This is a genomic window from Gammaproteobacteria bacterium, from assembly GCA_041395445.1.
GTDB lineage: Bacteria > Pseudomonadota > Gammaproteobacteria > Xanthomonadales > Marinicellaceae > NORP309.
On record JAWLAO010000003.1, the window covers coordinates 371,921 to 385,830 of the forward strand.

Genomic DNA, 13,910 nt, shown 5'->3' on the forward strand with positions numbered 1-13,910 from the left:
AAAAATATTAGCAGTTTAAAAGTTTAGGTTGTAGTTGAATCAGCTGCACCGGGAAAAATATTATGATTGACGCAGATGGTTATCGACCCAATGTGGGTATAATCCTGCTCGGTGATAATGGTAGAGTTTTTTTTGCAAAGAGATATCAAGATAACGGTTGGCAATTCCCGCAAGGAGGGATTAATTCCGATGAAACCAACGAAGAAGCAATGTATCGTGAATTGTATGAGGAAATTGGTCTTGAACCTCATCATGTAGAACTGCTGGGTTCAACACCGGGTTGGTTACGTTACAAACTGCCGAGAAAATATCAGAGAAAACAGTCAAAACCATTATGCATCGGACAGAAACAGGTCTGGTTTTTGCTAAAGTTTCTTGGAACTGAAGCCCACCTGACTTTGGATCACACCGAAAGCCCTGAGTTCAGCGAATGGAAGTGGGTGCACTTTTGGTATCCTGTGAAAAAGGTTGTTAAGTTTAAAAAAGGGGTCTATATTCAGGCTTTGAAACACCTTGAGCCTTTGATGAAGTCCAGTTAAAAATTTTTATGTTATCAAGTTACCAAGAATGTTGGTTACTTCATTCTTGGTAATGTGACGCCTTGCTGACCTTGATATTTACCGTTTTTGTCTTTGTAAGAAACAGCACACTCTTCATCAGATTCAAAGAATAAAAATTGAGCAACACCCTCATTGGCATAGATTTTTGCCGGTAATGGTGTAGTGTTTGAAAATTCCAGTGTCACATGACCTTCCCATTCAGGTTCCAGCGGCGTGACATTGACAATGATTCCGCAACGAGCATAGGTTGATTTTCCTAAACAAACCGTTAATACATTTCTTGGAATCTTGATGTATTCAACTGTACGTGCCAGACAAAATGAGTTGGGTGGAATAATACAGACATCCGACTTCACATCAACAAAATTATTGGTATCGAAATTCTTTGGGTCAACAATTGTTGAGTTGATATTGGTGAAAATTTTAAATTCATCAGCACATCGAACGTCGTAACCATAGCTGGATGTTCCGTATGATATTTTTTTATTTTGCGAATCCGCTGTGATTTGGTTTTCCTCAAATGGTGAAATCATTCCGTGTTCCAACGCCATTTTACGTATCCATTTATCTGATTTGATGCTCATAGTAAAATCCTGTTAAATACTGTGTAATTTCAATTCGGGTGTGGACCTGTTTAAATTAACCGGAAAAGAGGCTAATATTTGTGCGACTTTCATGGCTATTTTCAAACCGGTTTGAGAAACTTCAGAGTCATTTCCCCATACTTTTTCAGGCTTTCCATTATCCATTTGTTCACGAATACTTATGTTTAAAGGAAGTTTACCCAGAAGCTGAGTAGAAAACTTTTCTTGCATGCGCTGTCCCGCACCTTTACCAAAAATTTCAAACTCGTGATTGCAGTTCGGACAATGAAACAAACTCATATTTTCAATTACTCCTAATACTGGCAACTCGACTTTTTTAAACATATTAAAAGCCTTTTGTGCATCAATCAATGAAATATCCTGAGGTGTAGTCACTATTACTGTGGCAGTTACCGGAATTTTTTGCACCATTGTTAGCTGAATATCGCCGGTTCCGGGTGGTAAATCAATCAGCAAATAGTCAATATCGCCCCAACGAGTTTCTTCCACCATTTGCATCAATGCACGAGTAATCATCGAGCCCCGCCAGATTGCCGGAGACTCTTCGTCAATCATGTAACCCAAAGACATGCTTCGGATTCCATTGGCATTTACAGGAATGAAACTTTTATTATCCGGTGAACCCGGTTTGCCGTAATCTCCCAGCATTCTGGGCATACTAGGACCGTAAATATCAGCATCCAGAATTGCCACTTTGGCTCCAAGTTTTTGCAGCGATTTGGCCAACATGACTGTGACGGTGGATTTGCCGACACCACCTTTTCCCGAAGCAACGGCAATAATATTTTTAATTCCATCAATAGGCTCAATTCCTTGCTTGGTTTTGTGAGGTGCGATTTTTGAAGAAATTTTTAAATTCTGGATTTCACAACCTTGCAACGAACTTGATATTTGTTGCTCGAATCCTTCAAAGGGAAATCTGAAACTGAGTTCAGAATCATTTAACTCAAACTGAGAATGATAGTTTAATTGAGTTAGTGGATTGATACACTTATCAATACAATTGGTTTGATTATTCATTATTTAATACTTTGTTTAATAAATTCTTTGTGGATGGGTCCATTTCCATAGTTGGCGATGTACCGTTCTCAATTTGATTAACGATTTCACAAGCCAGTTTTTTTCCTAATTCAACACCCGGCTGGTCAAAGCAATTGATATTCCAAATAACCGCCTGAGTATAAACCATGTGTTCGTAAACAGCCAATAACTGTCCTAGTGTAAATGGTGTCAGTTTTTTCATTAAGATGACGGTGCTTGGACGATTACCCGGGCAACTATTTGAGTGTTTCTCTGAACGGTTGCCTCTTAATAAAGCTGCGGATTGTGCCAGCATGTTTGCCAATAAAAAAGTTTGATTGCGATCGCCTTTTTCCATAACTCCAATGAAATCAATCGGCAAAGTGTCTTTGCCCTGATGAAATGCTTGGAAAAAAGCATGTTGTGAAAGCTGTCCATGTTCACCAAAAATAAATGGTGAAGTCGAGTAATCGACAATATCGCCGTTATTGTCAACCATTTTTCCGTTGCTTTCCATCATTAATTGCTGCATCCATGCTGAGATGTTGCTGAGTCTGGAGTCATAAGGGATGACTGCATAAGCCGGCAAGTTTACAAAATTTCTGTACCAGATTGACATTAATGCCATGATGACGGGTATATTCTCATGAAACGGAGTGTTTTGAAAATGGTTGTCTGTATGTTCTGCACCGGCAAGAAAATTATTAAAATTGCTTTTCCCTATTGCCATTAGCAAAGGGAATCCAATTGACGACCAAACAGAGAAACGACCACCTATGCTGTTATCAAAAGGCATGATGTGGGATTCCGGTACGCCCAATTCTTTTGCTTTTTCAATATTGGTTGTAGCAATCACCAAAGACTGTTTTATTTTGTCAGGTTGGTAATCTTCATAAGAATTCAGTAGTTTGATGATGGATTTAGTATTTTTTTTAGTCTCAATAGTTCCTAAACTTTTTGAACTAATACAAAACAAAGTTTCCGTGATATTTATATTTTGCAAAATGGACTTTAAATTTGATGTGTCAACACTTGCAAAATAATAGACTTTAATATCGTTATTGGTTTGCTGGTTACTTAAGGCATCAATTGCCAATCGCGGTCCCAGATAAGAACCTCCAATTCCGATATTGACGACATTTTTTATTTTCTTACCAAAACCACTGAGCCATTCGCCACTGAGATATTTATCGGCAATATTAAACATGATCTCACGATGGTTTTTAAAATCATTCGGAGATTCAGTTTTTCGGGTAATAACATGTGATGCTGGTTTGTTTTCAGATTGATTAACAATGTCTCCGGCAAACAAGGAGTTGATTTTTTCCTTAAGAAGAGCTGAGGTCGCCAGATTTTTTAGTTCGTCAAGGATTTGAGTGGTTAGCCAGTTCTTGGAGAAATCAAAGTATAACTCATCAAAAGCAAAGCTGAATTGCTTCGTTCTCTCTGGGTTACTTGCAAATAGTTCTTGCAAATCTCTGAAAGAAGAATCTTTGCCTAACTTTTCCAGATTTTTCCATTGTTTGGTGAATTTTGGGTTCATGCCACTTGTAAGGAATAATAGCTTCGGTATTTTATGAAATCAGCGTTTATATTACCAGCAAAAAAAAACCCATCTGCTCCGAGATGGGTTTGAATAAGCTATATTTGTTTAGTACCTAATATGTTTTAGTTGCCCTGCATAGGTTTTGTAGATGGAGAATGAAAGAACCTTCTTCAAAACTTGAGTCTATATTAACAGCCGATTTGTTTTTTTGCAACTACTGGGTCACTGTAATGGCAAAAATGTAGCAAAAATAATACGAAAATTAAAAATGTTGCATATTTACAACTTTTTAATCTCAAGTTCGCTATTTTTGAGGACATCATCACATATAAAATCGCTTAGATTTCCTTTATTTGGAATATTTAGTTGTGGATTGAGCTCATAAAGTGGAATCAAAACAAATTTTCGTTCCGTGATATAGGGATGTGGAATAGAAAGATGTGGTTTTTCTACAACACTATCGCCATAAAGCAAGATATCGATATCAATAATACGAGGTCCCCATTTCTCTTTTCTGACTCTTCCCATGCCACTCTCAACTTTTAGAAGTTTTTCTAGCAGTTTCTCGGGGCTGAGCTTGGTTTTGATTTTGATAACAGAGTTAATAAAATCATTTTGATTCGTATTTCCCCATGCCTTCGATTGATATAGGCTTGATTCCTCAATGACCTTAGTGTGTTTAATCTGGTGAATTTTGGTGATAGCAAGTTTAACATTGGAAATTGAGTCTCCGATATTGCTGCCCAAGCCAAGATATCCGATTATCTTTTTTTTTGTCTTCTTTTTGGTAATATCAGTTCTCTTTGCTTGGTTTTTGATAATGTTTGAATGTGAGTCCACCAGTCACAAAGTTTCTGGATATGTTTACTTTCTCCTTTGCGCAGTAATAAAAAGTCATAAGCGGCGCGGAAACGAGGGTTTTCCAAGGTCGCAAATACTTTCTTCCCTCTGATGACATCAAATCGCAATTGCAGCATCCATATATTACGAATACCGATTTGGATGATTTTTGGAATTGTAATTTTATGACGACACATTTCAAAGATTTCGTTGGTTGCTATCGTATATTTTTCATAATTCGACTTTTTCTGAATGTGTTCGGCTTTAAGCTCAAGCAAAGGCCAGAGAAAACAGGCAAAAAGAAAAATAGGTGTTACGCTTTTGCCATGTTTGATTCTCGCATCGGTACTTTTCAGGGCATTTTGAATGAACTGCATATTGCTATCGTTGTATGTGATAGCATCACTCGCATGAGGGAAAATATACGGAAAAATCTTAAATTGATTGAGTAAACGATATGCATCAACTGCGTTTCCACAATGAAATAGTTTTACCAATTCGTCAAAAAGCCGAATTAAAGAGACATTACTGATGGTTTTGTATTCTTTAAGAAAAGCCTGTTGCATTTCCTCGGTCATTTGTAAACCAAGTTTTGCCTGAAAGCGAATGGCTCGAATCAGTCTCACTGGATCTTCTATAATCCGGATGCTGTCATTATCGCCAATAAAACGAAGTTTCGATTTTTGAATGTCCTCAACTCCACCGCAATAGTCGAGAATATTACCGTTTTCGATGTCAAAATATAAAGCATTACAACTGAAATCACGGCGTGTTGCATCTTCCTCAATATTGCCATAAACATTATCACTAATGATATGACCCTTAACAGCTTTGTGTTTGACATTCTCGGCTTTGCCACGATAAGTCGCTACCTCAAATAATTCACGATTGTGATAAACGTGGGCCAGTTTGAAGCGCCTGCCAATGATTCGGCAATCTTTCTTAAAAACATGTTTTATTTGCTCAGGAGTGGCATTGGTCACAATATCAAAGTCTTTGGGATGCATTCCCAATAATAAATCACGAACGGCTCCGCCGACAATATAAGCCTCAAATCCTTCATCCAGTAATTGGGTAATAATCACTCGTGCAGAGGGAGATATTTCCTCGACGCTGATTCCATGCTGAGCAATATTGTAGGTTTGAAGTTTGATTTTTGTCACTATTTGTTTAAACTCTGAACTTGAAATACTTTACCATTTGCTAATATAAGGCGATAATACTGCGTTGTATTGATTTAACTGTTGAAATTGCACTTTTAAAGGATGCAAGTTTAACATTTTTGTTAAAAATTTGGAGAAATAAATGACTTTTGTTGTAACTGAAGCATGTATTAAATGTAAATATACGGACTGTGTAGAAGTGTGCCCGGTGGACTGTTTTCATGAAGGCCCTAATTTTTTGGTTATTGACCCTGAAGAATGTATTGATTGTACATTATGCGAGCCTGAATGCCCGATTGAAGCAATTTATCCGGAAGACGACTTACCTGAAGGTCAGGAACACTTTTTGGAACTCAATGCCGAGTTATCTGAAAAATGGCCTGTAATTACCCACATGAAAGATGCACCGGAAGATGCTGATGAGTGGGCAGAGGTTCTGGATAAACTTCATTTATTGGAAAAATAATATCAAACTGAGCTGAGAATCTCGTCGCTGATTTTCTCGGCTATCATAATTGTTGGTGCGTTGGTATTTCCCGAAACTAAAGTTGGCATTATTGACGCATCGACCACACGCAAATTTTCGATTCCATGAACCCTGAGTTTGCCATCAACGACTGATAATTCATCGTTGCCCATTTTGCAGGTTCCAACCGGATGATAAATTGTTTCAGCTTTATTGCGGATGAACTCTTCGATTTGTTTTTCGGATTGAATGTCATCGCCGGGGAAGATTTCCTTATCACGAAGTTCATCAAAAGCCGATGCTGAGAAAATCTGTCTTTGGATTTCAAAACCTTTTTTCATGTACCTCCAATCATTGGACTCAGTCAGATAATTGGCATAAATTTTAACCGGTTGTTGTGGATTATTGGATGCCAGTTCCAGCTTTCCACGACTTTCCGGACGAAGATAGCACATGTGTAAAGTATAACCATTGCCTTTCATGCGGTTTCGACCATGGTCATCCAGAATTGCAGGAACAAAGTGAAATTGTAAATCCGGCCATTCTTCATTATTGAGGTCTGTCTTTAAGAAACCACCGGCTTCGGCTGCATTGGATGTTCCGGGACCGGACTTAAAGAGATAATATTGCATCCCGGCTTTAATTTCGCACAGCGTATCATAAGTGATTTTTTGGTTGCATGATTGCACCAGACAAACATCAAGGTGATCTTGTAAATTCATACCAACTCCTTGAAGATCATGCTGGGTTTTAATGTTGTGTTTGGATAAATCCTGAGTACGTCCAATACCCGAAAGCATTAACAACTGCGGAGAATTTAACGCACCGCCACTGAGAATCACCTCTTTTGAAGCAAAAACACTCTGCGTCTTGCCTGATCTGATCACTTCGACACCTTTGGCTGTGTTTTTCTCCAAAAGAACTTTTTGGCAATAGGATTTCGTCCAAATTGTTAAATTATCCCGACTTTTGACTGGCGATAAATAGGCTTGAGCGGAAGAATTTCTGCTGCCGTTATTTTGCGTAACTTGATAAAAACCAAAACCTCTTTGTTTGCTGCCATTAAAATCATCTGTGATATTGTAACCACTTTCTTCACAGGCTTGTAAGAAAACATCGGATAGAGGATTGTGATATTTCAGGTCGGAGACATTCAGATAACCGGAATTACCATGATATTCATTGATGATGCGATGATTGTTCTCGCTTTTTTTGAAATAGGGTAGAACATCCTTGAATGACCAGCCGTGATTTCCTGAAGATTCCCACAAGTCATAATCTTTTTTATGCCCGCGACAATAACACATGGCATTAATCGAACTGGAGCCACCCAATACTTTTCCGCGTGGCCAGTACAATTTGCGGTTATTGAGTTGAGCTTCCGGTTCTGTGTAATAGCCCCAATTTAAAGAGTTGATGTTAACCAGCTTGGAAATTCCGGCGGGCATGTGAATGTATGGATGCCAGTCTTTGCTGCCTGCCTCAATAAGCAGAACTTTGCAATCGGGATTCTCTGATAATCTGTTTGCCATGACACAACCGGCAGACCCACCGCCGACAACGATATAATCAAATGTTAATTTTGTCATTCCACTAATCAATTCTATAAAGTGGATATTTTACAATAGTGTTGAGGATTAAAAGGGTTTTGGAATTATAAATTGTTAAAAAGCTGATAGTTATCAAATTGAATTTCGGCTTTGAGGGACAGGAATTGGCTCTTCATCGTGATTGGCAAAAATTTGTTTAGCAATTTTAATAAACTTAGACTCAGAATGATGAATCCCCAAGTTTTTCGCCATCAGATAGTGAGCACCAATGCTTTCAATTTCAAATTCTTTGCCAACAACTTTAAATCCGGCTTTTTTGTAGAATTTTGCGGCATTGGTTCGAGCGTTACACCAGATGACATCGGCTTTTTCATCAATGGCATGATTGATACAGGTTTGCAGAAGTTGCATACCAATGCCCTTGCCTTGAAATTCAGGCAGAACAGCCATTCCGCGAACTCTCCATGATTGCTTGAGGGCAAAATCAGGATGTTGTTCTTTATAAATTGATGCGGCACCAACTGTTTTAGATTCAATAAACGCAGCGAAGTGCTTGGTGTGTTTGAATACATCTTCGGGATAATAGCAGTTAGAAAGAGGTTGATTGGGTCTGAGAACCTGAGAACGGATGGCAATCAATGGCTCAAGAGGTGATTGTTCAATCACAGTTTCAGTCACTACTTGCCTCAGCGGTTGCATCGTGTGGATGAAGGCTTTCGTGGTGGTGAACTCTCAACCAGAAGCCATCGAGATCGTCTTGTTGTTGCAATGCATGTTTTATTCTTCTGGCAGCATCTTCGCAAAACAATAAGTTTTTGCCATTTAATCGAGCAAACTCCTGTTCGTCTTCACGTTTGACCGCAGCTTGAACAACGGTTTGCAGAGATTCTTCAACGATATCAATGTATTTTTGGAGCGGAATCTGCCGGCAATCATTTTTTAAAATGGTTCTGACATGGGCCGTTGATCTCTGAGCATGTGGTGTGGCATTGATTCCTTGTTCGCTGCCAATCCATGCCAATACTTCGTCAAAGTTTAAATCCTTAGGGGAAAAATTATTTTTAAAATTTTCCTGAATCAGTGTTCTGGCAAGAGCCGCCGAACAAGGACAAGTACTTGAATAGGTCACACTAAAGTCCAGTTCGATATGTTTGATTTCATCTTTTTCTCGAACTAATAGCAAACTCACAGGATAACTTCTCCATCCGGAATTATCACTAACAAGAGCTTTGCGACGAATCAAGGCATCAAAATCCACTTCAACCAGAGCGTTTTGACTCATTTCTGAATGAGATTGCAGGAACTGCTCGGTGAGTTGTGACAATGTTTGAAAATCAATAGACTGATGTGAGAAGACTTCATCACATGCCAGATAAAGTCTCGACATGTGAATTCCGCGTTTGCTTTCATCATCCAGGCTGACTTCTGCACGCACTCGTGCAACCGACGGAGGAATTTCTGTGTCTGCATTGATACAAATCGGCATTTCAATATCCGACATACCAACCCATTGCAATGTTCCGGCAACTTTGGCTTTGACATCGGCTGCAACATCAGGAAGTGTACAAATGTTTTGTCGCGTTTTATCTAACAATTTACTAATCCGCTATTAAAAAGTCTTTTGGCATCATTGCCAATTATAGAAGATATGGTCACAATATGATGCTTTAAAGCAAAGATTAAGATATTTTATTAAAAAACATAAAATTTTACATGTTAAAATAAAGATGTGACGAAGTTCACATTTTTGCCGGAACTTTGTTAAGCTAAGTTTCAAACTATTTGTTGTATTATGCACACTTGGAGTTGAAAACTATTTTAAAATCAACTGAATCACGATGGTTTAGTGGTGTTTTTAGGTGAAAGTCATGAAAAAATTTGGTCATTATGAGGTCACAGCCGAACTCGGAAGAGGTGGTATGGGTGTTGTTTATAAAGGATTTGAGCCATCTTTGAACAGAAAGGTTGCAATCAAATGTCTTGCAAAACATTTGCTTGATGATAAAGATCTTGTGGAACGCTTCACGCGTGAGGCAAAAGCAACAGCTGCATTGAATGATCCGAATGTGATTCAGATTTATTACATTGGCGAAGAAGAAGGGCAACCATTCTTTGCAATGGAATACATAGAAGGGCGCTCATTGGATGATTTGCTAAAAGGTGGAAACACACTTTCAGTCAGCCATGCCAAAAATATACTCAAACAAGCATGCAGTGGTTTGGAAGCTGCACATAAAATTGGTTTGGTTCATCGTGACATCAAACCGGCAAACATGATGATTACCAATGATGGAACACTAAAAATTGTTGATTTCGGAATTGCCAGAACACGCGAATACGGCGATAAACTCACGAATACAGGAGAATTTGTTGGTACGCCTGGATATTTATCACCGGAAGTTTGTATCGGTAAAGAGGTTGATGCCCGTTCTGATATTTTTTCACTCGGTATTGTATTTTATGAAATGCTTGCCGGAAAAGTTCCTTTTGAAAATGACAGCCCATTAGGTTTGATGCTTGAGGTGGTTCAATCAGAGATTCCTGATATTCGCACTTTGAACAATAAAGTTGACAAGAAAACATCATATATATTGAATAAAATGATTGCTAAATCTCCTGACGAACGCTACCAAAGTTGTTCCGATATTATCAGAGATTTGGGTAATACAATTGATAATCAGGATATCAAAGCCATTCAGAGTGAGTCCAAAGTCGTCAAACATACAGTAACCAAGAAAAAGATTTCTGAGCAAATTACTTTACCGGGCGTGGCAACAGTTACCAGCAATCAATTGGTAACAACGCAACAAAAACAACCAGGCTCATCAAAATTATGGTTGATTGCAGCGACATTATTTGCAGTTGTAGCCGCTGCCGGCTTTGGATATTACAAAGGGTATTTTCCGATTCCGGGAGCAAAAGATGACAGCAATCAGCCCATGATGACTTTAGCTGATGATAACCTTATGAAAGCAGGGCTGACTTCAGGTAGTCAGGATATGAAGCAAACTGGTGATGATTCTCTAGCAGGAATAGTTACAGATGAAGAAAATTTTTTAGCTGATACCGATGATATTGCCAATGATGACTCATTCGATGAAACAGAAGTCATTAATGAAACAGATAATAATGTGATTGCTGATGTGGACTCAGGAGTTGTTACAGAGCAAATGTTAACAGCAGACAATATTGATTCGGATCAAACTCAAGCAACCATGAACACAAGTGTAAGTGAACTAGCTGTTGAAAATGGTTCAGGACTGGTGGCTAAAGCGAGCGATAATTTGGTGGCATCCTATGATAAATCTCAAAGCCAATCTGTTGCAGAATCCAAGTTAAACTCAGCTCCTGTGAATACACAAGAAAAGTTCATACAAACATATAAACCGCAACCGGTAAAACTGGATAAAGGAGTTGTTGTGATTGCATTCGGCGACCCGGCGATAGCGAACCCGATTGAAAAGATTGTTGAAACGGAGTTAAAACAGCAAAATATCAAAGTCATGAATGAGCTGTTTATCCCAGGCATGAAACAAGTCATGAATAACGGAATGGATTTTGCAGCCATGAAGTCTTTGATTGAGAAAAACGGAGGGCAGGCAATGATTATAGCTAATGTGAATTATATCGGCTCGCAGGAATTGCTTTATGCCGGTCGCAGCAGTGAGTTAATCAATGCTCAGATTGATGTTGACACCTATGATATTCAAACAGGTGATAGTATTGGGACAGGGTTTGGCTCCAATATCAGTTATACATCGTTGAATGCCACCGAACAGGCGTCGGATGCGATTCAGCCTTATTTGCATCAATTAAGTTCAGAGCTTAAGGACAAAATTTAAAAAGCAAGCCTGTCATAAGCCCAGTATAAACCGGTCAGGCTTATAATAAGTGAGAGAGGCACGATAATGATATTTCGATACCATTGTTTGTGCCTGAACCAAAGCGATAAGCCGAAGAAACAAATAGCGATAATTGTTAGTTGCCCCAACTCAACACCAATATTAAAAAATATTAAGGCTGTAGCAAAGGCATTCTCCGGCATTCCAAAATCGGCCAACATACTGGCAAAGCCCATTCCGTGAAGTAAGCCGAAGGCGAAAACGATGACCAGTCTCCACGGTTTTATCTCTTTGAAAAAAATATTTTCAATCCCAACGTAAGCAATAGAAAGCGCGATCAGAGGTTCAACTATGTTTGCGGGCAAGGTAAACACGCCTAGCATTGCTAAGCTGAGAGTAATGGAATGAGCCAGAGTAAACATTGTTACTTGCCACAATAATGGTTTGAGTCTGATACTGAGAAGAAAAATTCCGATAATAAACAAAATATGATCAAAACCTTTGGGGAGAATATGCTCAAAACCGGCAACCGTATAGGTTTTAATTGTTTGAGATATTGGTGGTTCATGAAAAATTTCTGTGAGTGAAAAAGCCTGACTCCATTGATCTTTTCTCAACCATTGCCAATTCGACCAGTGCCACTTTTCGTTTTCCTCATCCACTTGTCGAACACGAACCGCATTGTCCGCAAATGCAGCCGGATAATACCAACTCAATTGTTTAATATTCCGAGGAATTTCACCTTCTAAGACAATCAAACTGATTCTTGGAACTTTGGTATAACCGGGTTCCGGAATTTCAACTGATGAAATTTGCAGAGGAATTAGTTTGTTATCGAGTTTGAGTTTAACCTCTTTTAAAAACCTATCCTCAAAGCGTTTAAACTCATCAAGTAATATGGAAGGTTGCATTTCGCGCAATACATCATACTTTTCTGAGTTTGGGGATTCGGTAGTATTTTTATACTTAGAATTTATCCCGGTGAGCATAGCCTCAACACTGGCTCGTATTTCGATACGATAATATCCTTCGGTAAAAACACTGATTTCAACCAATGCCGGTTTTACAATATCTGCAAATCCAATTTGTGGGATCAAAAACAGTAAAAACAGTCGAACAATAGTTCTGTTCATGTTTTTTACTATTTACCTCTTTCGATAACTTGCCTAACTTTAACAGCCGATACTTGTGCCTGTTTGAAATCACCTTTATCAAAATAACTCTCTGCCAAAAGATACTCTTTCTCAGCAATTGAAGTATCTATTCCTTGTTCAGAAGCATTTGTCAAATATTGTTTGGCTTCAACTAATGCCACTCTGGCGATTTCTTGAATGGTAATGCTTTCATTGGATTGTTCGATTTTGCTTTTTGGAGTAGAGTTATTATCCTGAGTACAGGAGCTTGTAATGAAGGCTAAAATAATTAGGGTGATTATTCTCATAATTAAAATTTGGTTTGTGATTAATTTTTCTTAATTTTACATTAATCATAGATATAAAAAAAGAGAATGCTCTCACTTGAACATCCTCTTTTTTATTTAAAGAAGTCTTAGCTTGTTACAGTGTAACAGTTTCTTCCAGTGTATCTCCTGTAGAATCAACCCACTTGAATACCACAGCATCACCCGCTGCACGGCCTGTCAGATTTAATTCCAGGAATGGATTTTTGGAAACGCCCGGTCCAATGTTTGCTTCAAAAACTTGTGTTTCACCGACATGAGCAGTAATAGTTTGAACAAATTTTGCAGGAACTACATTACCAGCCTCATCTTTACGACGACCGGATTCCATATCATGTTTAATGAGCACTTTGATATTGGCTTTATCGCCTTTTAGTTTTGCTTTAATTCTCATATTCTTCTCCTTAACCGCCGCAACCGCCGATTGTTACTTTAACTTCAGACTCTGCTGTGTAGGCTTTTCCGCCTGCTTTAACAACAGCTATGACTTTAGATGTTTCACCCATTCTGACACGGATTTTGAAGTCAGGTTCTAAACCGGGAAACATTTTGAATTCAGCAGTCATAGGATTAGGGTTTTTCTCAACGAATAATGAAATGCTTTCAATATCATCTAAAGTTGAGCTGACCTGAACTGGTACAACAGCACCATTTTCAGCAATCTCAGGCGCAACAAGGCTTATTTTGTCACTAGGAACTGCCCCTTCTGCTCCCATAGCAGCTAAAGCTGCACTATAACTATCAGCTTTAAAAGCTGACTCCATCCACTCAGCAAACGCACCGAATGGAACCATTACGACGGCACTTCCAGCGATGATGCGCTTTAACATGCCTCTTCTAGTTAGACTCATAAGTTTCT

At 38.6% G+C, this 13,910-nt stretch carries 14 protein-coding genes and 1 pseudogene; 3 read left to right on the forward strand and 12 right to left on the reverse strand.

Annotated elements, in window-relative coordinates:
• Window positions 1–62: 62 nt before the first annotated feature.
• Window positions 63–533 (forward strand): annotated as a pseudogene (locus tag R3F25_07470) (RNA pyrophosphohydrolase).
• A gap of 41 nt (window positions 534–574) precedes the next feature.
• Here the strand turns inward: R3F25_07470 and dcd are convergent.
• The 5 genes from dcd to pcnB form a co-directional block, all read right to left on the reverse strand.
• Window positions 575–1,144 carry a dCTP deaminase gene (dcd, locus tag R3F25_07475; protein ID MEZ5496654.1) on the reverse strand — a complete coding sequence of 190 codons (570 nt, stop codon included), beginning with the start codon at window positions 1,142–1,144 and terminating at the stop codon, window positions 575–577.
• A 12-nt stretch (window positions 1,145–1,156) separates the two neighbouring features.
• The gene (apbC, locus tag R3F25_07480) at window positions 1,157–2,185 is read right to left on the reverse strand and encodes an iron-sulfur cluster carrier protein ApbC (protein ID MEZ5496655.1); all 1,029 of its coding nucleotides are present in this window, start codon (window positions 2,183–2,185) and stop codon (window positions 1,157–1,159) included.
• Window positions 2,178–3,728 carry a glucose-6-phosphate isomerase gene (gene pgi, locus R3F25_07485; GenBank protein MEZ5496656.1) on the reverse strand — a complete coding sequence of 517 codons (1,551 nt, stop codon included), beginning with the start codon at window positions 3,726–3,728 and terminating at the stop codon, window positions 2,178–2,180. Before pgi ends, apbC begins: the two co-directional genes overlap by 8 nt.
• Before the next feature lie 282 nt (window positions 3,729–4,010).
• Window positions 4,011–4,478: a 2-amino-4-hydroxy-6-hydroxymethyldihydropteridine diphosphokinase gene (folK, locus tag R3F25_07490; GenBank protein ID MEZ5496657.1), complete on the reverse strand. Its 468-nt coding sequence runs from the start codon at window positions 4,476–4,478 to the stop codon at window positions 4,011–4,013.
• 14 nt (window positions 4,479–4,492) lie between these two features.
• On the reverse strand, window positions 4,493–5,734 hold the full coding sequence (gene pcnB, locus R3F25_07495) for a polynucleotide adenylyltransferase PcnB (protein ID MEZ5496658.1): 1,242 nt from the start codon (window positions 5,732–5,734) through the stop codon (window positions 4,493–4,495).
• A gap of 142 nt (window positions 5,735–5,876) precedes the next feature.
• On the opposite strand from pcnB, the gene R3F25_07500 reads away from it, so the two are divergent.
• On the forward strand, window positions 5,877–6,200 hold the full coding sequence (locus R3F25_07500; GenBank protein MEZ5496659.1) for a ferredoxin family protein: 324 nt from the start codon (window positions 5,877–5,879) through the stop codon (window positions 6,198–6,200).
• 2 nt (window positions 6,201–6,202) lie between these two features.
• Here R3F25_07500 and R3F25_07505 read toward each other — a convergent pair whose 3' ends face one another.
• The 3 genes from R3F25_07505 to folE2 form a co-directional block, all read right to left on the reverse strand.
• Window positions 6,203–7,789, reverse strand: coding sequence for a choline dehydrogenase (locus tag R3F25_07505; protein MEZ5496660.1), 1,587 nt, complete (start codon window positions 7,787–7,789; stop codon window positions 6,203–6,205).
• Window positions 7,790–7,882: 93 nt separating this feature from the next.
• Window positions 7,883–8,428: a GNAT family N-acetyltransferase gene (locus R3F25_07510; GenBank protein MEZ5496661.1), complete on the reverse strand. Its 546-nt coding sequence runs from the start codon at window positions 8,426–8,428 to the stop codon at window positions 7,883–7,885.
• Entirely contained in the window at window positions 8,421–9,344 is a 924-nt protein-coding gene (folE2, locus tag R3F25_07515) for a GTP cyclohydrolase FolE2 (protein MEZ5496662.1), read from the reverse strand. Before folE2 ends, R3F25_07510 begins: the two co-directional genes overlap by 8 nt.
• Before the next feature lie 274 nt (window positions 9,345–9,618).
• On the opposite strand from folE2, the gene R3F25_07520 reads away from it, so the two are divergent.
• Window positions 9,619–11,592 (forward strand): serine/threonine-protein kinase, encoded by a 1,974-nt coding sequence (locus R3F25_07520; protein MEZ5496663.1) that lies wholly within the window; start codon window positions 9,619–9,621, stop codon window positions 11,590–11,592.
• Here the strand turns inward: R3F25_07520 and R3F25_07525 are convergent.
• The 4 genes from R3F25_07525 to soxY all read right to left on the reverse strand — a co-directional run bounded on the left by R3F25_07525 (window position 11,589) and on the right by soxY (window position 13,902).
• Complete coding sequence (locus R3F25_07525; GenBank protein MEZ5496664.1) at window positions 11,589–12,725, reverse strand: HupE/UreJ family protein; 1,137 nt, start codon at window positions 12,723–12,725, stop codon at window positions 11,589–11,591. The genes R3F25_07520 and R3F25_07525 overlap by 4 nt on opposite strands.
• Window positions 12,726–12,733: 8 nt before the next feature.
• Window positions 12,734–13,033 carry a hypothetical protein gene (locus R3F25_07530; GenBank protein MEZ5496665.1) on the reverse strand — a complete coding sequence of 100 codons (300 nt, stop codon included), beginning with the start codon at window positions 13,031–13,033 and terminating at the stop codon, window positions 12,734–12,736.
• Between the two features lie 115 nt (window positions 13,034–13,148).
• Window positions 13,149–13,445 carry a thiosulfate oxidation carrier complex protein SoxZ gene (soxZ, locus tag R3F25_07535; protein MEZ5496666.1) on the reverse strand — a complete coding sequence of 99 codons (297 nt, stop codon included), beginning with the start codon at window positions 13,443–13,445 and terminating at the stop codon, window positions 13,149–13,151.
• A 10-nt stretch (window positions 13,446–13,455) separates the two neighbouring features.
• A complete protein-coding gene (soxY, locus tag R3F25_07540; protein ID MEZ5496667.1) occupies window positions 13,456–13,902 on the reverse strand; it encodes a thiosulfate oxidation carrier protein SoxY in 447 nt (148 codons plus the stop codon).
• Window positions 13,903–13,910: the final 8 nt, after the last annotated feature.

What these genes read in the sequence shown, in the direction of transcription:
- soxY (MEZ5496667.1), bottom strand. Translation starts at nt 13,902, where the DNA reads ATGAGTCTAACTAGAAGAGGCATGTTAAAGCGCATCATCGCTGGAAGT.
- R3F25_07505 (MEZ5496660.1), bottom strand. Translation starts at nt 7,789, where the DNA reads ATGACAAAATTAACATTTGATTATATCGTTGTCGGCGGTGGGTCTGCC.
- apbC (MEZ5496655.1), bottom strand. Translation starts at nt 2,185, where the DNA reads ATGAATAATCAAACCAATTGTATTGATAAGTGTATCAATCCACTAACT.
- R3F25_07500 (MEZ5496659.1), top strand. Translation starts at nt 5,877, where the DNA reads ATGACTTTTGTTGTAACTGAAGCATGTATTAAATGTAAATATACGGAC.
- R3F25_07530 (MEZ5496665.1), bottom strand. Translation starts at nt 13,033, where the DNA reads ATGAGAATAATCACCCTAATTATTTTAGCCTTCATTACAAGCTCCTGT.
- soxZ (MEZ5496666.1), bottom strand. Translation starts at nt 13,445, where the DNA reads ATGAGAATTAAAGCAAAACTAAAAGGCGATAAAGCCAATATCAAAGTG.
- R3F25_07525 (MEZ5496664.1), bottom strand. Translation starts at nt 12,725, where the DNA reads ATGAACAGAACTATTGTTCGACTGTTTTTACTGTTTTTGATCCCACAA.
- pgi (MEZ5496656.1), bottom strand. Translation starts at nt 3,728, where the DNA reads ATGAACCCAAAATTCACCAAACAATGGAAAAATCTGGAAAAGTTAGGC.
- dcd (MEZ5496654.1), bottom strand. Translation starts at nt 1,144, where the DNA reads ATGAGCATCAAATCAGATAAATGGATACGTAAAATGGCGTTGGAACAC.
- R3F25_07520 (MEZ5496663.1), top strand. Translation starts at nt 9,619, where the DNA reads ATGAAAAAATTTGGTCATTATGAGGTCACAGCCGAACTCGGAAGAGGT.